Origin of the sequence: Nitrosomonas sp. Nm51 (genome assembly GCF_900111165.1) — a bacterium.
In the GTDB taxonomy this organism is placed as follows: domain Bacteria; phylum Pseudomonadota; class Gammaproteobacteria; order Burkholderiales; family Nitrosomonadaceae; genus Nitrosomonas.
On the sequence record NZ_FOGH01000003.1, the window covers coordinates 140,685 to 163,824 of the forward strand.

Consider the following 23,140-nt stretch of genomic DNA (forward strand, 5'->3'; position numbering starts at 1 on the left):
TGTTTGTTATAATCGTATCAGTGCACTAGGATGGCGAATCTGCATTGAAAATTTATCACTTCTGCGGGAAACCCAACCGCGAATCTCCACTGTTTTTCCCAGATAGCTCTCCAGGTCAGGGAAGTGCCCGAGATGATCGTTATCGATGCGGATATTGGTCTGATTGCTGAAAATCAGGTATGTAAACCGTTTTTTTTGTTGTACTGACTGAGGTACCCCGGTATAACGCCGCCAGCCTCTGTTATCCGATGTGATTGCTGTTAGTGCTTGAGCCTGGTACCGCGGTAATCGCCATATCCCCAGCTTGCTTTGTTCAGCCAGTTTCTGCGCCAGCTCAAATTGATCTGCATGCCGTAAATTCGGCGGCATGATACTCACAAAAGCCAGGCCGTTTTTAATCAACTCGAGGTTGATGTGTTTGCCATCGGGTAAAAACACATGCGCCAGTAGTCGCCGGTATTTGTCCTGTTTTTCCAGATCATACTCCAGATAAACTTTCCGGCCTTGAAGCCTTTTTTGCAGCCATGTCTTGGCTAATTTTCCGCCTGGTTCGCCAGCACGGTGGCGGCTTTCAATTTCAGGTGTATTGACACCCAATAACCGGACACGTTTGCCGTTCTCCAGAACAAGGGTATCACCATCATAAACTTTTTTTACCCGGTGCAGATGCCGATAAACACGGTCAGGTAGTTGAACGGGTTTCGCACCATCAGTCGCTTTATCTGAATAGGTGACTCTGCCCGACGCATCTTCAACGCGGAAGATTTCAGTACTGAAGACCGTTTGAAATGGTAACCCGAGACTGATTGCCAGTACGCATGAAAAAAATTTAATGTGTTGCATGCGCATCGCTTGATCTGTTTTTTTCTGGAGACCTGACATACCGCGGTAAATGATCATGCATGTCCCGAAGACAGCAAATATGCTTTAACATAAAAATATGGCAAAATAAAAGAATTTTAATTGACAGACTGTTTGTGTGCTATTGCGTGTGTGGCCATCGCTTTTCTCGTATTCAATCTGAGCTTAAGGAGCCGCGAATAAACAAGCGTGACAATTGGGCGCGTCTGGCGGGATGCAATGCAAGGCGAGAGGATGAGTCATAGCCAAGCTATGGCGACGGCGAACAATGCCGCAGTGTACCCGCCAGATGCGATCCAGGTGTTACAGTTATTTATGAACGGCTCCTAAGTCAAAGGATGTGACATATTAACCGCAGAGTTTAAGCAACAATTACCGGGTAAAAAGCGGTTTTCTGTTTTACTTTCTAGCGATCGCAAAATATAAAGCCGGATGAGTCCGGACTGATTGAATCATTGGATACATTGTGCCGGTACGTGCTTCAAAAAATACATAATCATTAATAACGCAAAACAGTATGAACGGTACTTTATCAAAATACAGGAGTGAAAATAGCGTAAATGGAAATCGATAAAATCATCGATACCGCATTTGAACCTATTTCAAACGCCGTTGCTGCAGTTATTTTTTATAGCATTCCGTTCTTTGATCTTGAAATCAAGCTGGTGTTGTTATGGCTTGTCGCTGCCGGGCTTTTTTTTACCGTGTATCTCGGTTTTATCAATATCCGCTGCTTTTGGCATGGCATCGATGTGTTACGAGGGAAGTACGACCAGGACAATGCAGATGGACAAATCAACCGGTTCCAGGCATTGATGACTTCGCTCTCCGGTACTGTTGGTTTGGGCAATATTGCCGGGGTGGCCGTTGCTATCTCAGTAGGCGGTCCCGGCGCAGCATTCTGGATGGCGGTGATGGGTTTATTCGGCATGTCGACCAAATTTATAGAGGTTACCTTGGGCGTCAAATACCGCCAGCACGGATCCAGGCGGCATCCGGAAGCCATATCGGGCGGTCCGATGTATTATTTGAGAGCGGCTTTTAATCAATTTCACAAGCCCAGGCTGGGTAAATTTATGGCCGGGCTATTTGCGCTCTGTTGTATCGGTGGAACCGTTGGCGCCGGCGGGCTGTTTCAGGCGAATCAGGCGTACCAGCAGGCCTTGGTTGTAACCGGCGGCGAAGCCGGATTCCTGGCCGAACGCGGTTGGCTGTTCGGTATATTTATGGCGCTGCTTGTCGGATTGGTGATTCTGGGTGGTATCAAATGGATTGCGGCAGTGGCCAGCAGCGTCGTACCGATTATGGCAATAACCTATATTCTCGCAGGATTTGCGGTGATCGGCGTGCATTATGAGGCGATACCGGACGCGCTGCAGACAGTTTTTGAAATGGCGTTATATCCGGAGGCCGGAATTGGCGCGATGATGGGCGCGCTGCTAATGGGTGTGCAAAGGGCTACTTTTTCCAATGAAGCGGGTCTTGGTTCGTCTGCAATCGCGCACAGCGCCGTAAGAACAGACGTGCCTGTCAGTCAGGGTATGGTGGGTATGCTGGGGCCTTTTATTGATACAGTGGTTATCTGCATGATAACCGCGCTGGTTATCGTAATATCCGGCGCTTATGTCGAAGGCGGCGGCATTGAAGGCGTGGAACTCACATCGCGTGCCTTCGCCTCAGGAATTTCATGGTTTCCCTATGTGTTGTCGGTAACGGTCTTTTTGTTCGCTTACTCAACCATGATTTCCTGGTCCTATTATGGATTAAAATGTACGACCTATCTGTTTGGTGAGTATGATATTGTTGAAAACATTTATAAAGTTATTTTTTGTGTATTTATTGTGATCGGATCGGCGACGCAGCTGTCAAATATTATCTTGTTTACAGACTCCATGATTTTCGCCATGGCAATACCGAATATTATTGGACTGTATTTGCTCGCGCCCGAAATCAAGAAAGACCTGCAGGTTTATCTACAGAAGCTGGGAATCCGGTAGTTTATTGTCCACGATATCATCAACTGTAAACGATCTTAATGCAACACGCATCCAGGCCTGTTAGAATCACGCCGGTGCGATGTATGCGCCTTAATCCGCTGCATAACCATTTGTGACTATGACAACCGAAACGCTTGTAGAAATCAGCGATTTAAATTTTTCGTACAATACACGCGTCATCCTGAATGGCGTTAATATGACCATGAAACGCGGTCAGGTAATTGCCATCATGGGTGGAAGCGGTTCTGGAAAAACAACGCTGTTGAAATTAATTGGTGGAGTAGTGACGCCATCATCCGGCTGCGTCAAAGTCTCAGGACAGGTCATCCATGAACTTAATCGCGACAACCTGTTTGCCATGCGCCGCAAAATGGGCATGCTGTTCCAATTTGGCGCATTGTTTACCGATTTGTCGGTATTCGACAATGTGGCATTTCAAATGCGCGAGCATACCAATCTGCCGGAATCGATGATTCGCGACCTGGTGTTGATGAAGCTGCATGCAGTCGGTTTGCGTGGGGCGCACCATTTGATGCCTGCTGAGTTATCGGGTGGTATGTCGCGCCGCGTCGCTTTAGCCCGTTCGATTGCGCTCGATCCCATGCTGATGATGTTTGACGAACCTTTTACCGGCCTGGACCCGATTTCGTTGAGTGTAATCGGCAGTCTGATCCGCCGTTTGACGGATGCGCTGGAAATGACGTCAATTATAGTTACGCATGATGTACGGGAGTCGTTAAGTATCGTCGATTATGTTTATTTTATCGCGGACGGCGTAATTGCCGCGCATGGAACCCCTGATGAAGTACGAGCTTCCAAAGCGCCATTTGTGCATCAGTTCGTTCATGGCGAGACCGATGGTCCTGTGCCTTTTCATTATCCGGCACAAACATACCTCAAAGATTTGCAACTGGAGAAAACCGTTGCCTAAGCGTATTATTGCAGGCATTCAAAAGACCGGCCACCGTACCATCGAAGGTGTCCGCAGGCTCGGACAGGCTACTCGTTTTTTTCTGCTAGTGCTGTTGAAATCGGGCGCCAGCGTACGGCGTTTCAATCTGGTCGTGCGGGAACTATATTACGTCGGCGTTCTATCACTGATTATTATCGTTGTTTCAGGTCTGTTCGTGGGCATGGTGCTGGGCCTGCAGGGGTACGAGACACTGCAGAAGTATGGTTCGGAATCGGCTGTCGGCACACTGGTAGCATTATCGCTGGTGCGCGAGCTCGGACCGGTGGTGGCCGCATTGTTATTCGCCAGCCGTGCCGGTTCGGCAATCACTGCCGAAATCGGCTTGATGAAAGCGACCGAGCAACTCGCTGCAATGGGCATGATGGCCGTTGATCCGGTCGCACGCGTGGTAGCGCCGCGTTTCTGGGCGGGCGTGATATCCATGCCATTGCTGGCGGCCATATTTTCAGTTATGGGTGTATTCGGTGGTTATCTGGTTGCCGTAGTGTTTATCGGCGTTGATGCGGGTTCGTTCTGGTCGCAAATGCAAAGCAACGTTGATTTTCGCATCGATATTTTGAATGGATTTATCAAAAGCTGTTTTTTTGGCGTCGCGGTGACGGCGGTTGCCGTGTTTGAAGGGTATGATTCCCTCCCTACGGCCGAAGGCGTTTCAGGCGCGACAACCCGTACAGTTGTCACTTCATCGCTGGCTATACTGGGGCTGGATTTTATTCTGACGGCTTTCATGTTTAGAGGATTGTAAGTAATGCAACGAGCAACGCTGGATTTATGGGTCGGTTTGTTTGTTTTGGCTGGAATTGGTGCGCTCATGATTTTAAGTCTGAAAGTGGGTAATCTGGATACCTACAACGGATCGGATACGTATGTGATTAAAGGCAATTTTGAAAATATCGGTGGGCTAAAGGTCAGAGCGCCGGTTAGAAGCTCCGGTGTTTTGGTTGGTCGTGTGACGTCTATTGAGTTCAGTACGAAAACCTACAACGCCATTGTTACCATGAGTATTGAGCAGCGCTACCAGTTTCCCAAAGATACGTTTGCAAGTATTCTGACATCCGGGTTATTGGGTGAGCAGTATATCGGACTGGATGCGGGGGGTGATGAAATGATGCTTAAGGAAGGTGATACAATTATGAAAACAAACTCCGCCTTGGTTCTCGAGGAAATGATCGGGCGCTTTTTATTTGACAAGGCATCGGAAGATAATGCTTTTTAATCCGTCTGAATAGAATCCTCGTTGCTTATATTTCTATGGTTAATCAAACATTCAATGAATTTGTGAGAGAACAATGAAAAAATTGCTTGGTGTTATGCCGCTTCTGGTTTCGTTCCTGTTCGTGTTCCCGGCGTGGTCGATGATGGAACCGGACCGGCTTGTGGACGAAACTGTCCAGGAGGTTCTTGAGATTATCGGTAAAGACGATAAAATCGGCGAAGATAAGGAAAGGATGCTCGACCTGATCGAAAACAAAATCCTGCCGCACTTTGACTTTACACGCATGACAAGCCTGGCAATGGGCAAGCACTGGTCTTCTGCGGTGCCGGAACAGCAGAATGTACTGGTTAAAGAATTCAAAACACTGTTGGTCAGAACCTATTCCAATGCATTAACGACTTACCGCGATGAAACGGTAAAGGTCAACCCCATCAGAGACTTGGGAAATAAAGACGATGCCACGGTCAGGACAATCGTTCACCAGGGCAGCGGCAAGCAGCCTGTCCCGATTGATTACAGCATGAAAAAAGGATCAGACGGCTGGAAAGTTTATGATGTAACCGTTGCCGGTGTCAGTCTGGTCACCAACTACCGCGGGTCATTTAACAGCCAGATCCGTAAAGGTGGCATTGATGGATTGATCAAGGCCCTGTCGGACAAGAACCGTTCGCTGGAAGGCAAGTAAATTATTTGACATGCTTATAGATTGAAATATTGCTTCGCTATGGTGCACCGGGAAGGCAATACAATCGTAGTCCAGGGGGCTGTTACTATCCATAACGTGGTTGAATTGATGCGACAGGGGACTGCCTGCATCAATGAAGACGCTGCAAGCAGTCATTTGCAAGTCGATCTGCAGCGGATTAGCGAAGTGGATTCAACGGCCATCAGTATGCTGTTTGAGTGGTTGCGCGCGGCAAATCAAAAGAACTGCCGGCTCGAAATCATCCATCTGCCCCAAAGCCTGGAAAGCCTGGTGCAGCTGTATGACGTAACCGAGATTGTTACACCGGGCTCAGGCGGTTAATATCCCTGAAATTTCAGAAAATTCCGGTTTCATACCTACTTCTTCAACCGAAAAATTGTTTCTATGCCCGCAGCTATAGCAGTCCGGAATGTATGCAAATATTTTGGTGCGTTTTGTGCGCTTGATCATGTGGATCTGGAAATACAGGCAGGGGAGTTTTTTGCTTTGCTGGGACCCAATGGCGCCGGTAAAACAACCCTGATTCATACCATCGCAGGGCTGTCCGTTGCCGATAGCGGGTCAGTCCATGTCATGGGCAGTCATGTGGTCAGCCAATACCGGCAGGCCAGGCGGCAATTAGGCGTAGTACCGCAGGAACTTGTTTTCGATCCCTTTTTTACAGTGCGTGAAACGTTGAGAATTCAATCAGGTTATTACGGGATTGCAGATAATACTGCATGGATTAATGAAATTATTACCCGGCTGGGTCTCGCAGACAAAGCGAACACCAACATGCGCACACTCTCCGGCGGCATGAAACGGCGCGTCATGGTGGCGCAGGCACTGGTTCACAAACCGCCGGTGATTATCCTGGACGAACCCACGGCAGGCGTTGATGTGGAGTTGCGCCAGTCGCTCTGGGATTTTATCCGCCAGCTTAATATTGAAGGTCATACCATCGTATTGACCACACATTATCTGGAAGAGGCCGAAGCGTTATGTAATCGCGTTGCCATGCTCAAACATGGAAAAGTGATTGCCTTAAACAGTATGCAAAACCTCATCAGCACCATGGCAGTGGGTTATACATTGTGTCTGAAGCTGCAGCCGGACACTAGCTTGCCACCGGCGCTACAGGAGAAAAAAACAGGCTGTCGCAACGGATGTGTTGAATTGAAAATAGACAATTACACGCAGATCGAATCGATACTGGCGCAACTGCGGCAGGCCGGAATTCAGATTCAGGAAATGCAGTTATTACAGCCCGATCTTGAAGATGTGTTTGTCAATTTAATGAACAGCTCACTGCCGCAAACGCAATGACAGGCTTTCTGACCCTATTATATAAAGAGCTGTTGCGTTTCTGGAAAGTCGGTTTTCAGACCATACTGGCACCCGTTGTTTCAACGCTGTTGTATCTGCTGATATTTTTTCATGTGCTAAAAGCGCATGTGGAAGTATACCAGGGGGTATCGTACGCGGTCTTCTTGATACCGGGACTGGTGATGATGGCGGTAATGCAAAATGCATTTGCCAACGCATCATCCAGCATGATCCAGTCAAAGATCAGCGGCAATATCGTCTTTGTTTTGTTATCGCCGCTGACATACCGGGAGATCTTTTTCGCCTATATACTGGCATCGGTCGCGCGCGGCCTGCTGGTGGGCGCTGGCGTGTATTTGGTAACTGAACTGTTTTTTGAAACGCCGATTTACTGGCCTGTGTGGATCTGGATATTCGCCATACTGGGCAGCGGACTGCTGGGCGCGCTCGGCGTGATCGCCGGCATTTGGGCGGACAAATTCGATCAGCTGGCCGCGTTTCAGAATTTTATTATTATTCCATTGACATTCCTCTCCGGCGTTTTTTACTCGATTCATTCGCTGCCGCCTGTCTGGCAGTTTTTATCGCATCTCAATCCTTTCTTTTATATGATCGACGGGTTCCGCTACGGCTTTTTTGGTGCCTCGGATTTTTCTCCATACGTAAGTCTCTGCATTGTCATTGCATGTTTTACAGCTGTTTCTCTGCTGGCGATCAGAATGCTCAGGAGCGGTTATAAATTAAGGCATTGAGGGCAAAAGCGACTTGAGAAGCCGCATATGGTCGCATACGGTTTTTGATGTTCCGCATATCATCATATGCCTGGAACACTAAAAACCGTAGTCCCGGCATGATCGTTCATTTGTGTATGTAAAAACTCACACTGCTACGCATGGCTGCGGGCACCGTCGCGTATTTTGCCAAGAGACAACGATCTGATTCACTGATTGAGATAACCCCTCTGGCAATTATCCAATTTTCAATTGCCGCAAGACCTTCAGAAGTTCGAATCTACAAAAAAATTTGGGATGATCAAATCCAAAGTAGTTCCGTGCCCGTATAGATTAATAGCAATAAATGATTCAGCAACAATATCATTATCTACAAACTATTAATCTTGAAGGAGGCCAAAATGAATAATTGGTTCTTAATCTACTTGAAAGCAAGCGCTATTGTGTTATCAGGATTTATCTTATGCTCTCTGGGATGGGCGCAATCATCCGGCGAAGCAGGCAGTTCTTTCCAAGAAAAGCAATTTGAGATCATCAAATCTGATGAATCAGCGCTTGACACGATCACACCGGTCTCAACTAACACCAGGTTAGAAGCGGCTCCGCTAAAGTTAACAACAGGGCTGGCGCTCAAGACAAATGCAGCAACTATAGATGGTCCATCTGGCTGGGAAGAAGTTGAGCCACAGTATGTCATTGCTTTCGAAGAATGGGCAAAAGAAGCCGGGTTTGAGCCGACACAACAGGAAAGGGCCGAACAAAACGAAACAGGTGCCTATGTGGGCATTGCGGACCGGCCTGTGATTCACAAGAATCTCAACCTCATTGAAGTTCCTTGGGAAAGGCTGAATGCGTATCAAGCCGAAAGACAAAGTCTTCGCTTTCAAGATGCCGATACGCCACAAGCGGTTGTTGCGGCGCTTTGGCGGCACGGCCTGTTGCTAAAAGACGATCCTGTAACGCGAGAACACCTCACGGCGCTCATTGGAGAAGTAGATCCAAATCAACCTGCTGAGGTTGAATTCTCCCGGTCAGTGCCGGCTGCTGCCCTGTCAGATCAGGTAATCCGGTTTGATGGAACGTTGGCGCAAGCAAAGCCACAAAAGAGCGGCATTGGCAACAGCGGTGATATAACGCTGCCACCGCAAAAAAAAACCAGTACAGACGATACTCTCCGACCGCCTAAGCCCGGCAACGGACAGGATGGGCCAAGGATTTCCGGAACGGATGAATCAACGCCGGAACCGCCAGAAGAGCCACCAACCTTCCATGGCGAACCGATGATAAAAAATAAATGTATCGCTACAGTATATGCATTGATGAGCAGGGCCGGCAGTCATGGGCCGAATAATCTGTCTACCGCTGTGAAAGATAAAAGCACTACGGACAAAAGTGACGGTGCCAAAGAAGCAGCCTTCTATCTTGTTTTTGAGCTTATTCCAAAACACAAGGAGCACTGCGCGGATACAGACGGCGCCAATCTTAAAAAACTGACATTGGATGGCTCAATAGCCATGACAGCTTCTGCCGGCAATGTCGAAGGCGTGAGCGCATCCGCGACCGGTCAGGCCGAGTTGTCGGGATTTATAAAAGGCGGCTCTAAAGCACAAGGTCACGAGCGGTGGAACTGGAGTGACGCTGTCAAACGTGATGTTTCCGTCCGGATCGGTGTCAAAGATGTCAAATCGGAGACTGTAAAGGAAATAGGAGGCGGGGGAAAACTGATTCCCGGCGGCGGCATTGTTGAAGGAAGCGGTGGATTTCGGCAAAATAAATCGTGGAGCAGTAGCGTTGGTGAAGTGACCACAGACGCATCGGCGACTGCCACATTTAGCGCGACTGATTGGGGTTTAAGAATAGCCGATTCCCAAAGAGACCTGGAAGTAAGACTTTCAGCCAAATTGTTGACGTCTATTTCCAAAGTCCAGGAAGAAGGCGGTTTGACCGGGAACAGCAAAGGTTCGGCAGGCCAAACGTCCAGCGGACGCGTCGACTTACGATTTGTTGGAAGAGGACTGGATTGCTCCGCGGTAGGGAATATCGAAATCAAATACTGTGGATATAAATCCGATGAATTCCGGAAAAACAGCTCGACTGCCCCTGGCGGATCAGGTGGCGCTACTTCAACGGGAAGCGGATCAAAGTTTCCCGGCAGCACATTATCCAGTGGTGAAGGCAGTGAAACCGGTATAGAAATTCAGATAAAACCAAAAGGTTACATTGGCAAGGCATATTTGCAGAACGCGCCGCAGGAATGCGGGACGCCGACCGCTGAAGCATGCGTTATGGGTAAACATAAGCATAACACTTGTACAATCGCCAAAAATAATGCCAGGACAATGCTGTCTAATATCCTGAAAAATAAAGGACTTCATGAAAAGTGTGGAAGGTTGATTCAATCAATGAAACCATGCAAAGTGGTGGATAAATGCTCATGATTTAATTGGATTAAACAAAAAACGTACCGGTCTTTTATGTGATGCAAATCCGGCCATCATCGTTAGTACTGCCGTTTTGTTTGGTTCGGATGGTATGGAATACGATATTTCTTCGGATTCTGAATACACCGGTTGTGAAAATGACTTACCCGATATTGTAAATTGCTGTAAGGTAATAAACAGGTGAAAGAATAAGGATGGACGGATTATTTTATGATGCGGATGGTTTATTACCCTTTAGGTTTGCCGCCCATTTGCGGGTTCTCAAATATGACAATTCTGCATTTTACTGTGCGGCTAATGATCCGGATTAACTTGTAAACATACATATATCCAGCAAGGAAGCATTGATATGGATAAGACAGAATCAATAAAGCATGACATTACATTGCTGACGGAAGGAGATATCTACCTTTTCAGACAGGGTACGCATGCAAGGTTGTATGAAAAGCTGGGCGCCCACCCCTTTGTACATAAGGATCAATCCGGTACGTTATTTGCCGTGTGGGCGCCGAATGCGCAGTCTGTTTCGGTCATCGGTGATTTTAATAACTGGAGCGCCGACGCGCACCCGCTTAAATTACGGAATGATGATTCGGGGATCTGGGAAGGGTTCATTCCGGGTCTGTTACCGGGTTCGGTTTATAAATATCATATTGTTTCGCGGTATCACGGTTACCGCGCAGATAAAGGCGACCCTTTTGCCGTATACTGGGAAACGCCTCCCAAAACAGCGTCAAAAATCTGGGAAATGGATTATGCGTGGAGCGACGAGAACTGGATGAATCGCCGTAAAGCCGCTAATGACCTGGATGCGCCAATTTCCATTTACGAAGTGCATTCAGGTTCCTGGCGGCGGATGCTTGAAGAAGACAATCGATCGCTCAATTACCGCGAATTGGCCAAATGGCTGCCTGAATACGTGCGTGAAATGGGTTTTACGCACGTTGAATTTCTGCCGGTCACGGAACATCCTTTCTATGGTTCCTGGGGTTACCAGACGACGGGTTATTTCGCTCCGACTGCGCGGTACGGAACCCCGCAGGATTTTATGTTTCTGGTAGACAGCCTGCACCAGCAGGAAATTGGCGTCATTCTGGACTGGGTGCCTTCTCATTTTCCTGACGACACACATGGTTTGCATTATTTCGATGGCACCAATTTATTCGAGCATGCCGACCCCAAACGCGGTTACCATCCCGAGTGGCACAGTTATATCTTTAATTACGGGCGCCACGAGGTGCGCGCGTTTCTGATCAGCAGTGCTTTGTTCTGGCTGGACAAATATCATATCGACGGTCTGCGCGTTGACGCCGTCGCCTCCATGCTTTACTTGGATTATGGCCGGCGCGAGGGAGAATGGACGCCAAACGAGCATGGCGGCAACGAGGACCTTGAAGCAGTCAGCTTTCTACGCAGCCTGAACGAGGCGGTATACAGGGATTATCCGGGCGCGCAGACCATTGCTGAAGAATCCACCGCCTGGCCGGCGGTTTCCCGGCCGACATATTTGGGTGGACTGGGTTTCGGCATGAAATGGAATATGGGCTGGATGCACGATACATTGGCTTATTTCACCAAAGACCCGATTCATCGCAAGCACCATCATAATCAGCTCACATTCAGCTTGTGGTACGCGTTTCGCGAAAATTTTCTGCTTCCTTTTTCGCATGATGAAGTGGTTTACGGCAAGGGTTCAATGATCGGCAAGATGCCTGGCGATGACTGGCAGAAGTTTGCCAATTTGCGGGCGCTTTACGGTTACATGTACGGCCACCCCGGCAAAAAGCTGCTGTTTATGGGAAGCGAATTTGCGCAGCGCCGCGAATGGAATCATGACCAGAGCCTGGAATGGGACCTGTTGCAGTATGCCCCACATCGTGGCATACAGGATTGGCTGAAAGATCTTAACCGTTTCTACCGCGAAGAAGCAGCGCTTTATGAGCAGGATTTCGTGTCCGAAGGTTTTGAATGGATTGATTGTAACGACTGGGAAGAGAGTACGCTCAGTTTTATCAGGACAGCAAAGCGCAGCGGAGAAATCATTCTGGTGGTATGTAATTTTACACCGATTCTCCGCATCAACTATCGTGTGGGTGTGCCGCGCGGCGGCTGGTGGCGTGAGGCGTTGAACAGTGACGCAGAGCTGTATGGCGGCAGCGGTCATGGCAACCTGGGCGGCGTCGAAGCGGCGCCCGTCAGTGTTCACGGCAGATCGCATTCCCTGGTATTGAGCCTGCCGCCACTGACTACACTTTTTTTAAAAGCGGAGGGATAGATGGCCCTGAAGTTACCTGAAGCCGGGCAGCGTCGGGTTGTTATCGAACATGTCGAACCGCAGGTAAACTACGGACGCTTCCCCATAAAACGCTCCGTGGGCGAGACCGTCACGGTGGATGCGGATGTTTTTACCGACGGCCATGACCGTATTCACTGCTTGCTGCTGTATCGCAACGAACATCAGCCGGCATGGCATAAAACCCCGATGAAGCCGCTGCCAAACGATTGCTGGCAGGGCGCATTTCCGGTGCACGATTTGGGACGCTACTATTACACTGTGACTGCCTGGATCGATCATTTTGCCTCCTGGTCTCACGATCTGAAACGGCGTACCGAACCTGACGATGTCGATTTGGCGCTGCTTACAGGCGCGGAACTGGTCGATGCGGCCGCAAAACGTGCGAACAAAAGCGATACGAAAAAACTCAGGCATTTTGCTAAATTGTTGCACAGCAATAATGACCGGAGCGCACGTCTTGATACGGCAATGGACACGAGTCTGGCACAGTTGATGACCCGGTATGCAGACCCGGATCTGGTTAATGTGTATGACAGGGAGCTTGTTGTTGTGGTTGAACCTGCGCTGGCCCGTTTTGGCGCCTGGTATGAGGCGTTTCCCCGTTCATGCAGCACTGAACCCGGATGCCATGGTACCTTCGCTGACTGCGAGGCGCGTCTGCCGTATATTGCCGCAATGGGCTTCGATGTTTTGTATTTGCCGCCCGTCCATCCAATTGGTTATACAAAGCGCAAAGGACCGAACAACACGCTGATTGCAAAGGATCATGATCCGGGCAGTCCATGGGCTATCGGATCAAAGGAGGGCGGTCACCTCAGCATTCATCCGGAACTGGGTACATTGAAGGAGTTTCGCAATCTGGTCGACCGCGCGCGCGAGCACAAACTGGAAATCGCCATGGATATAGCATTTCAGTGCTCTCCAGATCACCCGTATGTTGCAGAACACCCCGCATGGTTCCGGCACCGTCCTGACGGCAGCGTGCAATACGCGGAAAATCCGCCAAAGAAATATGAGGACATCTATCCTTTTGATTTCGAAAGTGCTGACTGGGAGCGCTTATGGACTGAACTGGAAAATGTGTTTCGTTTCTGGATTAAACAGGGTGTGCGGATTTTTCGGGTGGACAATCCGCATACCAAAAGCTTTTATTTCTGGGAATGGGCGATCGGCAGGATCAAGCATGACCACCCTGATACGATCTTTCTGGCGGAAGCATTTACCCGCCCCAAAGTGTTGCATTATTTAGCCAAACTGGGATTCAGCCAGTCCTATAATTATTTTCCCTGGCGCAATACCAAACAAGAAATCACCGAATATCTCACACAGTTGACGCAAAGCAGGGAACGTGAATACCTGCGTCCCAATCTGTGGCCGAATACCCCGGACATCCTGACGGAATACCTGCAGTTCGGTGGACGCCCTGCCTTCATGATCCGTTTCGCACTTGCCGCAACACTGGGCGCCAGTTACGGTATTTATGGTCCTGCATATGAGCTGTTCGAAAATACGCCGAGAGAGCCTGGTGGTGAGGAATATTTGAATTCTGAAAAATATCAGATCCGGCACTGGGAGCTGCATCGGCATGACAGCCTGAAAGACTATATTGCACGCATTAACCGTATCCGCAAAGAAAATCCGGCCTTGCAACATGACTGGATGCTGCAGTTTCATGCCGTGGATAACGATGCGCTTATCTGCTACAGTAAAAATACTGATGACCTTGCCAATATTATTCTGGTATTGGTCAATCTTGACCCGCATCATACACAATCCGGATGGCTGAATATTCCGCTGGATGCTTTCGGGCTGGACGCAGACCGTTCGTACCAGGTGCATGATTTATTGAGCAATGCACGTTTTATCTGGAATGGTCCACGCAATTATGTTGAACTGAATCCCCAAATAGTACCGGCGCACATTTTTCGTCTTCGCAGGCGTGTGCGCAGCGAACGGGATTTTGATTACTATATGTAACCAAGGAAGCAAGTATGGACTGGCAACTCACGGATAAGGAAGACGATCCACTCTGGTACAAAGATGCAATTATCTACCAACTGCACGTCAAGGCTTTTTTCGATCATGACAATAATGGTATTGGTGATTTCATCGGGTTGACGCAGAAACTGGATTATATTCAGGACCTCGGTGTCAATACCATCTGGCTGCTGCCATTCTACCCGTCACCGCAACGTGATGACGGTTATGATATATCCGATTACCGCAATATCCACCCAGATTATGGTACACGCAGGGATTTTCGAAACTTTTTACGCGAGGCGCATCGGCGCGGCTTACGTGTAATCACTGAACTGGTGATCAATCATACGTCGGATCAGCATCCGTGGTTCCGGGCCGCACGCGAGGCGCCTTCAGACAGTAAGAAAAGAAACTTTTATGTCTGGAGCCAGTCCAGCCAGAAATTTTCCGAAACACGGATTATCTTTACGGATACCGAGAGTTCGAATTGGACCTGGGACGATACGGCCCAGGCATTTTACTGGCACCGTTTTTTTCATCATCAACCGGATTTGAACCACAATAATCCGGATGTGGTCAGGGCTGTGATCCGGGTTATGAACTTCTGGCTCGACATGGGGGTGGACGGATTGCGTCTTGACGCAGTTCCCTATCTTTGCGTACAGGAAGGCACCAGTAATGAAAACCTGCCGCAGACCCATGCCGTACTCAAGCATATGCGCTCGGTTGTGGATGCGCATTACCAAAATCGCCTGTTCCTGGCAGAGGCCAATCAATGGCCAGAGGACGTTCAGGATTACTTCGGACAGGGTGACGAGTGCCATATGGCTTACCATTTTCCATTAATGCCGCGGATGTATATGGCTGTGGCACTGGAAGACCGTCATCCTATTGTCGAAATCATGCAACAGACCCCGGAAATTCCTGATAGTTGCCAGTGGGCGATTTTTCTGCGCAATCATGATGAACTCACGCTGGAGATGGTAACTGACCGCGAGCGGGATTATATGTATGAGCGCTATGCCGCCGACCCCCGCATGCGCATTAATGTTGGTATTCGGCGGCGGTTGGCACCGCTGATGGACAACGATATCGACAAAATCAAATTGATGAACAGCCTGCTCATGTCCATGCCGGGTTCGCCTATTATTTATTATGGCGATGAAATCGGCATGGGTGACAACTTTTTTCTGGGCGACCGTCACGGTGTACGCACGCCCATGCAGTGGAGCCCTGACCGCAATGCCGGCTTTTCCAAGGCAGATCCGCAATTTCTGTATTTGCCGCCCATTATGGATCCGGTATACGGTTATGAAGCCGTAAATGTGGAAGCCCAGAACCGTGAGCCATCTTCATTGTTAAACTGGATGAAGCGAATCATTGCAGCGCGTCAGTCGCACCCGACATTCGGACGTGGCACATTGAATTTTTTGAACCCCGGCAACCGCAAGATTCTTGCCTATATCCGCGAATACGGTGAAGAATCCATTTTATGCGTGGCAAACCTGTCGCGTACTGCGCAGCCGGTTGAGCTCGATTTATCCCGGTTCAGAGGAAAAATACCCATTGAGTTGCTGGGGCAGACTGCTTTTCCGCCCATTGGCGATCTGCCTTATTTGTTAACGCTGCCTGGTCATCAATTTTATTGGTTTTGTCTGACTGCCGATACTGAAGCGCCGGCCTGGCATACCGACACGCCGTTGCCGTTGAAACTGCCTGTCATGGTTTTGTTCGATGGTTTGCGCAGTTTTTTATGCGAGCAGGCAGAAACGCGCAAATCGACCATGGCGGAAAAACTGCGAACGCAACTGGAACGCGAGATTCTGCCGGATTTTTTACCGGTTCAGCGTTGGTTTGCAGCTAAAACCGATCCAGTGGAGCGTGTTGAAATCGTTCGCCTCATTATCCGTTCACATGAGGACCATGAGTGGCTTTGGCTATGGGTAAAGGTTTATTTTTCACAGCAAGAGGCGCAGATTTACTTTTTGCCTTTGTCGATCATCTGGGGGGAAACTGACGACGACCATATCCGATCGTTACTACATGTTGCGCTTGCAAGGACGCGTCAACGCGCCAAGGTGGGTATAATTTATGATGCGGTATACGACGAAGGATTCTTTCGCGCCATGGTCAGATCCATGAGGCAATCTACGAATGCCAAAGCCGATTCCGGAATCATTCGCTTTTGTGCCACTTCTGCTTTTGACAAGCATGTTGACGATAGCAGTCTGGCCGCTTCTCAGCGGCCTTTGGCCGAGAGCACCAACAGTACGGTTGCATTGGGGGATCACCTGTTTCTGAAGCTTTATCGACAGATGCAGCCCGGTGTTAATCTGGAGATCGAAATGGGACGTTTTCTGACCGAAGTTTCTCCTTTTTCCAATATGTCGCCTTTAATCGGCTCAGTCGAATATGTGGAGCACAATACTGTTTCAACAACACTTGCCCTGATTCAGGCATATCGGCCCAACCAAGGCGATGGATGGAGCTATACTATCGATTATTTGCGGCGGTTTTTTGAGGACTGCCTGATTAATCCGGCAGGGGTAGAGGAAGCTGAAAACTGGCATGCTGACTATAAGTGGTTGATGCATATTCTGGGACTGCGTACTGGAGAACTGCATAAAGCGCTTGCGGTTTCGGACAGCCACCCTGATTTTGCACCGGAACCGGTTCTGCCGGCAGATCTGAAAAAATGGTGTGAGCAGGTTTGCGAGGATTCGCACAAAACACTTGAAAAACTGGCGTTGCATCACGCCGCTCTTTCGGAACATGAGCGGGCAAGCGCAGTTGAGCTGCAAGAAATGACAGCGATATTGCTGGAGCGGATTAATGCGCTGATCCCGACAGATCTTCACGCTGTCAAAACGCGTTATCATGGCGACTTTCATCTTGGCCAGGTGCTGCTCACTGAAAACGATTTTGTTATTATCGATTTTGAGGGAGAGCCGGGCAGGACTTTGGCGGAGCGCCGCCTTAAACATTCTGCGCTGCGGGACGTCGCGGGCATGCTCCGTTCTTTCAGTTACGCCGGCGCTGTTGCGCTGACAGGCTGTGCGTCAGTACGTCCGGCAGACCGTGACCGGCTGTTACCCTACGTACAGGAATGGGAAATGGCCGCACGCGATGCCTTTTTGTCCGGTTATCGCGAAGGCGTAGCGGACTGTCCTGTCTGGCCGTCCGTCGACAAGGATGCGGAACATTTAATTGAGTTGTTCATGCTGGAAAAAGCACTGTATGAGCTGCGGTATGAACTGGATCATCGCTTGGAATGGGCAGGTATTCCACTGGCAGGATTACTTGCTATTTTACACACGGCAACAAATGCATCCGGAGAAGAACCATGAAAGAGAGGAGAATCCAGCCGAACATTATGGCTTTCGTAATGGCCGGCGGCGAAGGCAGCCGCCTGCAGCCACTGACTGAAAAACGTTGCAAACCGGGTGTGCCGTTCGGCGGACGTTACCGGATTGTGGATTTTGTTTTGAGCAATTTGATTAACTCAGAGATCCGCTCAATTTATCTGCTGGTTCAATATAAGTCCCAGTCATTAATAGAGCACATTCGCAAGGCCTGGACAATTTCACCGCTGCTTCCGGAACATTTTGTAACCGTGGTGCCGCCGCAAATGCATAGAGGCAAGTCCTGGTTTACCGGCACGGCTGATTCGGTTTACCAGAATTTGGGCCTGATCAAGGAGCACCGGCCGGATCTTGTCGTGGTATTCGGCGCGGATCATATCTATCGAATGGATATCCGGCAAATGGTGCGATTCCACGTGCAGCGGCGTGCCGATGCCAGTTTGGCAGCATTGCCAATGCCCATTGGGCAATCGTCTGACTTCGGTATCATAGAGGCAGACGTTGATGGCCGGGTGATGGGTTTTCAGGAAAAACCCGCTCACCCCAGGGCAATTCCTTCTGATCCATCGCGTGCTTATGTATCCATGGGTAATTATATATTTAATACCGATGTGCTGATTGATGCGCTGCATAATTTGCACCAGCGCGAAGAAACTGATTTTGGGCGTCATTTGTTGCCGATGCTGCTGGAAAGCCATCAATTGTTTGCCTATGATTTCGCTTCTAATGATATCCCAGGCATCAAATCCTATGAGGAAAAAGGTTACTGGCGCGATGTCGGTACACTTGACGCCTATTTCGAGGCACATTTTGATGTGCTTGGGATGGAACCCCGTTTTGACGCCTTCAATCCGCAATGGCCGGTATATTCCAGTAATTATCCTGGGCCGGTAGCCCGGGTAATTGGCGGCCGGATTGACAACTGTCTGCTTGGAGCGGCCACTGTGATCAACAATGCCAATGTCCGGAATTGTATTCTTCGCCGCGAGTCTGTTATCGAGCCGGGTGCTGAACTTGAAGATTGTATTATCATGGATTATGTAAGGGTTTGCCGCGGTGCAAAATTGCGCCGCACCATTGTCGACAGGCATAACATCATCGAAGCAGGCGCGCGCATTGGTTATAATCCGGATGAAGACCGGTGCCGCTATCACGTCACGCCAACCGGCCTTGTGGTGGTGCCGTCGGGGGAAACCAGTTTTTTCGCGCGCGATTCGCGTGGAAAAGGTCATGGGTATAATGAATAGCGACATCCAAAATAAAATCAATAAACCCTTCCCGCGCTTCTGGCCCGGCAAACCGTATCCACTGGGCGCCACGTGGGACGGATCAGGTGTTAATTTCGCGCTGTTTTCGGAACATGCAGAAAAAGTCGAATTATGTTTGTTCGATGAAAAAGGACACCGTGAAGTCCAGCGAATTGTATTGCCGGAGCAGACCGATCAGGTATGGCACGGCTATCTTCCCGAGGCGCGGCCCGGCCTGTTGTATGGTTACCGGGTGTACGGGCCCTACAAACCTGAAGAAGGGCATCGCTTTAATCCGAACAAGCTGCTGCTTGATCCGTATGCTAAAGATATTCACGGCATGTTGCGCTGGAGCGACGCGCATTTTGGCTATAAGATTCACAGTAATCGCAAGGACCTCTCGTACAACTGGAGCGATAATGCGCGTGGCATGCTCAAATGCCGCGTTATTGATCCTGCATTTACCTGGGGGGATGACCGTTCGCCCCAAACGCCATGGCATGAAACTGTTATTTATGAGTTGCATGTCAAGGGTTTTACCCGGCTGCACCCGCTGATACCGCCGCGTCTGCGAGGCACTTACGCTGCACTTGCCAGCGATCCGGTCATCGAGCACTTCCACCGTCTGGGTATCACCGCAATTGAGTTGATGCCGATACATACATTCATTAACGACCATTATCTGGTTGAACGCGGGCTGAGCAACTACTGGGGTTATAACTCTATTGGATTCTTTGCGCCGGATAATCGTTATGGTACCAATGGGCGGGTGAATGAATTTAAAACGATGGTGAAAACATTGCATGCTGCGGGAATAGAGGTGATCCTGGATGTTGTTTACAACCATACGGCTGAAGGCAACCAGCTGGGACCGACACTGTCTTTTCGTGGCATCGATAACGCTGTGTATTATCGTCTGGAACCTGAGAACCCCCGTTATTACAAGGATTATACAGGTTGCGGTAACACCATGAATATGATGCATCACCGTGTACTGCAACTGATCATGGACAGCCTGCGCTACTGGGTATTGGACATGCATGTGGACGGTTTTCGCTTCGATCTGGCCGCGGCGTTGGCCCGCGGCCTGCATGACATGGATCGCCTCGGCGCATTTTTCGACACTATTCATCAGGATCCTGTGTTATCGCAGGTTAAACTCATCGCCGAACCCTGGGATCTTGGCGCTGGCGGTTATCAGGTTGGCGGCTTCCCGGTTGGTTGGGCTGAATGGAACGGCAAATACCGTGATGTTGTGCGCGATTACTGGAAGGGCGAAGGCGGTGTCATCGACGAATTGGGCTATCGGCTCACCGGCTCCAGCGATTTGTACGAGCATAACGGACGCCGTCCTTATGCGAGTATCAATTTTATTACCGCGCATGACGGATTCACCCTGCATGATCTGGTGAGCTATAATGACAAACATAATGAAGCCAATCTTGAAGAAAACCGCGACGGCGAAAACCATAACCGTAGCTGGAACTGCGGCGTGGAGGGTGAAACAGACGATCCTGAGGTCCGTAGTCTTCGAATGCGTCAGAAACGTAACTTTCTAGCCACGCTTTTCCTTTCCCAGGGTGTTCCGATGCTGGTGGCTGGTGATGAGATGGGGCGCAGTCAAGGGGGTAACAATAATGCCTACTGCCAAGACAACGAAATCAGCTGGCTTGACTGGGAGCTGAACCGCGAAAACCAGGAATTACTTAATTTTGCGCAAGCGCTGATCAGTTTAACAAAAAAGCACCCTAGCTTTCGCCGCCGCAATTTTTTTCAGGGGCACAGTATCAAGGGGAAAAAAGATATTGTCTGGCTGAACCCGGATGGCAAGGAGATGAGCGAGGAGCAATGGAAACATGACTTTGCACGTTGTCTTGGTGTTTTTCTGGCGGGATCCGGTATTAACGAACGTGACACCCACGGTCACCTGATTACTGATGACGATTTTCTCATGCTGCTAAACGCCTATCACGAAGAAATACCCTTCAAATTGCCGGACTTTGCCGCAGAACAAGACTGGACAGTACTGGTTGATACCATGGACGCAGCAATACCTCCCATTGATGCATCGCACTACCGCGGTGGTGAGAGTTATCCTTTGCAGGGGCGTTCACTTGCGCTGCTCGTACATGAACGAAAACGGGTTCCATAACGAAACCATGCTTCCTCATGTATTGTCGGAAATTCACGAATGGTTATAACGCTTTCTAGCGGATAAAGTGTTCTCTAAGAACGCAGCATGAATTTGACAATGCATTTTCCATTCATTACGTGCAATCGACAGGTGCGTCGAGTAAATCGATCCGGTTAATAGTGAATTTATTGATTCCAAGCAGCCGAGAACTTAAATGCCGAGGCGGTTGTGCTGTAGTGGAAACGTAATCCCAATAAACGATTCAGATCACGACGCCTTCCGCGCGCGATCTAATCTTGTTTGTTAAATAGGAGACGGTCAGTTACAAAGATTGCGGAAGCGCTGTTGATAGATTGCGAAACAGCTCGTAATCACTTTGAACGTTATCGCAAAGTGGTCTGACAGCATTCAGAGAAGCGATGCTGGCAGCAGCGACACGATGCTGACAAAAGAGCAATGACAGCTTCTGGACCAACATCTGAGGGACAATCTTTATCTTACCGCCAGGGAGATTGCACATTAGGTCGAGCGGACGTGGCAAGTATCAATCAGCGAAAGCGGCACGGCGCAATTGTTGATGCTTCTTTTGTCTGTCTATTCCTGGGTCTTCAATACTTGAAAAATGATGAATGGTCGATGCCGTTGGTTTGCCTGCCATTTGAAATCAAAATGATAAAATCAATTCCTCAACTTGTTTCTATTTTCAAGTGCTTTTTAGCCCGATTGCCCTGCTTGTATCGGTTATCTCGATTGAAGCTACCCATAAAATGAATTTATAATAAAGCCCTCCAGGCTGGATAGAGGGTATTTGACAATTTGCTTCAGAGTAGTTGTAAGTCGACTACAGTATCGGAATTATATCCGGATTTCGGCAAATATTGCGGCCGGGACCAGAGTAAAAAATATTAAAAGCGGCAGGTCGTAAGAATCATGCAAAATTCTGTTTTTTTAATCATTGGTTTTGTATCAAGCAAAAATGATCCATGAGGCGGTTTTTATTTACGTTTTATAGAACATTTGTTCACGCAGAAAGTAATTCATATAAATCATTAAGACTTCATCTAACGCACATCGATTATAAGCTGGTGCTGGTATGTTTGACGACTGTGCTGGTGTTGACCTGTACCTATTATTTTGGTGATTTCAGGTTTCTTGTTTCAATTCTGCAGGATGTAGGCCTTGATGGTCTTGCATTGAATCTGCATCGCGCAATGACTATTCATCCTGACGCGGACCTGTACAGGGCGTTTTACTGGGCCTCGGTCGTTATCTTTTTTTACAGTATTTTGCCGGCGATCTGTATTAAATGGATATTCAAGGACAAGTTTTCCGACTACGGAACAAGTTTTGCAGGTGCCTTTAAATACTATCGGTTATATCTGGGGATGCTGGTTGTCATGGTGCCATTGGTTATCTATTTTTCAGCAACCGATAGTTTTTTGAGAATGTATCCGTTTTATAAGGTCTCACCAGGCGACAGTTTGTTTCCGAAATTTTTTATCTGGGAGATCTTTTATTTTATGCAGTTCGTGGCGCTGGAATTTTTCTTTCGCGGGTTTATTTTGCATGGAACCAAACACCGGTTTGGATTTTATGCGATTTTTTTTATGATGGTGCCTTATTGTATGATTCATTTCGGCAAACCCATGCCGGAAACGATAGCAGCCATCATAGCTGGCGTGGTCCTGGGTTATATGAGTTTGATGAGCCGCAATATTTGGATGGGGGTATTCGTTCATTGCAGTGTTGCTTTTATGATGGATATCTCGGCATTAATCCGCCAGGGGGTATTTGGCGGCCTGGGCGCCCATGCAAGTATTAGTATAGCAACAACTTTGCAGTGACAGGAATATCATGTAATCTCCAGCTAAACCTTTCAACTTATTGATGC

16 protein-coding genes are annotated in these 23,140 nt (G+C 48.8%); 15 read left to right on the plus strand and 1 reads right to left on the minus strand.

Annotated elements, in window-relative coordinates; translation table 11 throughout:
- Window positions 1-6: 6 nt before the first annotated feature.
- Window positions 7-843: a thermonuclease family protein gene (locus BMY60_RS02565; RefSeq protein WP_090331010.1), complete on the minus strand. Its 837-nt coding sequence runs from the start codon at window positions 841-843 to the stop codon at window positions 7-9.
- A gap of 578 nt (window positions 844-1,421) precedes the next feature.
- On the opposite strand from BMY60_RS02565, the gene BMY60_RS02570 reads away from it, so the two are divergent.
- The 15 genes from BMY60_RS02570 (at window position 1,422) to BMY60_RS02640 (ending at window position 23,093) form a co-directional block, all read left to right on the plus strand.
- Window positions 1,422-2,858 carry an alanine/glycine:cation symporter family protein gene (locus tag BMY60_RS02570; RefSeq protein WP_090330964.1) on the plus strand — a complete coding sequence of 479 codons (1,437 nt, stop codon included), beginning with the start codon at window positions 1,422-1,424 and terminating at the stop codon, window positions 2,856-2,858.
- Window positions 2,859-2,976: 118 nt separating this feature from the next.
- Window positions 2,977-3,789 carry an ABC transporter ATP-binding protein gene (locus BMY60_RS02575; RefSeq protein WP_090330966.1) on the plus strand — a complete coding sequence of 271 codons (813 nt, stop codon included), beginning with the start codon at window positions 2,977-2,979 and terminating at the stop codon, window positions 3,787-3,789.
- Window positions 3,782-4,576 (plus strand): lipid asymmetry maintenance ABC transporter permease subunit MlaE, encoded by a 795-nt coding sequence (mlaE, locus tag BMY60_RS02580; RefSeq protein ID WP_090330967.1) that lies wholly within the window; start codon window positions 3,782-3,784, stop codon window positions 4,574-4,576. Before BMY60_RS02575 ends, mlaE begins: the two co-directional genes overlap by 8 nt.
- Window positions 4,577-4,579: 3 nt before the next feature.
- The gene (gene mlaD, locus BMY60_RS02585) at window positions 4,580-5,047 is read left to right on the plus strand and encodes an outer membrane lipid asymmetry maintenance protein MlaD (RefSeq protein ID WP_090330969.1); all 468 of its coding nucleotides are present in this window, start codon (window positions 4,580-4,582) and stop codon (window positions 5,045-5,047) included.
- A 73-nt stretch (window positions 5,048-5,120) separates the two neighbouring features.
- On the plus strand, window positions 5,121-5,732 hold the full coding sequence (locus tag BMY60_RS02590) for an MlaC/ttg2D family ABC transporter substrate-binding protein (protein WP_090330970.1): 612 nt from the start codon (window positions 5,121-5,123) through the stop codon (window positions 5,730-5,732).
- A 39-nt stretch (window positions 5,733-5,771) separates the two neighbouring features.
- Window positions 5,772-6,074 carry an STAS domain-containing protein gene (locus BMY60_RS02595; protein WP_090330972.1) on the plus strand — a complete coding sequence of 101 codons (303 nt, stop codon included), beginning with the start codon at window positions 5,772-5,774 and terminating at the stop codon, window positions 6,072-6,074.
- A 63-nt stretch (window positions 6,075-6,137) separates the two neighbouring features.
- Window positions 6,138-7,058 carry an ABC transporter ATP-binding protein gene (locus tag BMY60_RS02600; protein ID WP_090330973.1) on the plus strand — a complete coding sequence of 307 codons (921 nt, stop codon included), beginning with the start codon at window positions 6,138-6,140 and terminating at the stop codon, window positions 7,056-7,058.
- Window positions 7,055-7,810, plus strand: coding sequence for an ABC transporter permease (locus tag BMY60_RS02605; RefSeq protein WP_090330975.1), 756 nt, complete (start codon window positions 7,055-7,057; stop codon window positions 7,808-7,810). Before BMY60_RS02600 ends, BMY60_RS02605 begins: the two co-directional genes overlap by 4 nt.
- Window positions 7,811-8,190: 380 nt before the next feature.
- Window positions 8,191-10,227 carry a hypothetical protein gene (locus BMY60_RS02610; RefSeq protein WP_090330976.1) on the plus strand — a complete coding sequence of 679 codons (2,037 nt, stop codon included), beginning with the start codon at window positions 8,191-8,193 and terminating at the stop codon, window positions 10,225-10,227.
- A 352-nt stretch (window positions 10,228-10,579) separates the two neighbouring features.
- A complete protein-coding gene (gene glgB / locus BMY60_RS02615; protein WP_090330978.1) occupies window positions 10,580-12,505 on the plus strand; it encodes a 1,4-alpha-glucan branching protein GlgB in 1,926 nt (641 codons plus the stop codon).
- Entirely contained in the window at window positions 12,506-14,503 is a 1,998-nt protein-coding gene (locus BMY60_RS02620) for an alpha-1,4-glucan--maltose-1-phosphate maltosyltransferase (RefSeq protein ID WP_090330979.1), read from the plus strand.
- 14 nt (window positions 14,504-14,517) lie between these two features.
- Window positions 14,518-17,853, plus strand: coding sequence for a maltose alpha-D-glucosyltransferase (treS, locus tag BMY60_RS02625; protein WP_090330981.1), 3,336 nt, complete (start codon window positions 14,518-14,520; stop codon window positions 17,851-17,853).
- A complete protein-coding gene (locus tag BMY60_RS02630; protein ID WP_090330982.1) occupies window positions 17,850-19,115 on the plus strand; it encodes a glucose-1-phosphate adenylyltransferase in 1,266 nt (421 codons plus the stop codon). The genes treS and BMY60_RS02630 overlap by 4 nt, the downstream gene beginning before the upstream one ends.
- A complete protein-coding gene (gene glgX / locus BMY60_RS02635) occupies window positions 19,099-21,267 on the plus strand; it encodes a glycogen debranching protein GlgX (RefSeq protein ID WP_256250640.1) in 2,169 nt (722 codons plus the stop codon). Before BMY60_RS02630 ends, glgX begins: the two co-directional genes overlap by 17 nt.
- A gap of 1,088 nt (window positions 21,268-22,355) precedes the next feature.
- Complete coding sequence (locus tag BMY60_RS02640) at window positions 22,356-23,093, plus strand: CPBP family intramembrane glutamic endopeptidase (RefSeq protein WP_371264180.1); 738 nt, start codon at window positions 22,356-22,358, stop codon at window positions 23,091-23,093.
- The last annotated feature ends 47 nt before the right edge of the window (window positions 23,094-23,140 follow it).

Coding starts and splice junctions, on each gene's coding strand:
- treS (WP_090330981.1), top strand. CDS start 14,518: ATGGACTGGCAACTCACGGATAAGGAAGACGATCCACTCTGGTACAAA.
- BMY60_RS02610 (WP_090330976.1), top strand. CDS start 8,191: ATGAATAATTGGTTCTTAATCTACTTGAAAGCAAGCGCTATTGTGTTA.
- BMY60_RS02600 (WP_090330973.1), top strand. CDS start 6,138: ATGCCCGCAGCTATAGCAGTCCGGAATGTATGCAAATATTTTGGTGCG.
- BMY60_RS02595 (WP_090330972.1), top strand. CDS start 5,772: ATGGTGCACCGGGAAGGCAATACAATCGTAGTCCAGGGGGCTGTTACT.
- BMY60_RS02575 (WP_090330966.1), top strand. CDS start 2,977: ATGACAACCGAAACGCTTGTAGAAATCAGCGATTTAAATTTTTCGTAC.
- glgB (WP_090330978.1), top strand. CDS start 10,580: ATGGATAAGACAGAATCAATAAAGCATGACATTACATTGCTGACGGAA.
- BMY60_RS02570 (WP_090330964.1), top strand. CDS start 1,422: ATGGAAATCGATAAAATCATCGATACCGCATTTGAACCTATTTCAAAC.
- glgX (WP_256250640.1), top strand. CDS start 19,099: ATGGGTATAATGAATAGCGACATCCAAAATAAAATCAATAAACCCTTC.
- BMY60_RS02565 (WP_090331010.1), bottom strand. CDS start 843: ATGCAACACATTAAATTTTTTTCATGCGTACTGGCAATCAGTCTCGGG.
- BMY60_RS02620 (WP_090330979.1), top strand. CDS start 12,506: ATGGCCCTGAAGTTACCTGAAGCCGGGCAGCGTCGGGTTGTTATCGAA.
- BMY60_RS02605 (WP_090330975.1), top strand. CDS start 7,055: ATGACAGGCTTTCTGACCCTATTATATAAAGAGCTGTTGCGTTTCTGG.
- mlaD (WP_090330969.1), top strand. CDS start 4,580: ATGCAACGAGCAACGCTGGATTTATGGGTCGGTTTGTTTGTTTTGGCT.
- BMY60_RS02590 (WP_090330970.1), top strand. CDS start 5,121: ATGAAAAAATTGCTTGGTGTTATGCCGCTTCTGGTTTCGTTCCTGTTC.
- BMY60_RS02630 (WP_090330982.1), top strand. CDS start 17,850: ATGAAAGAGAGGAGAATCCAGCCGAACATTATGGCTTTCGTAATGGCC.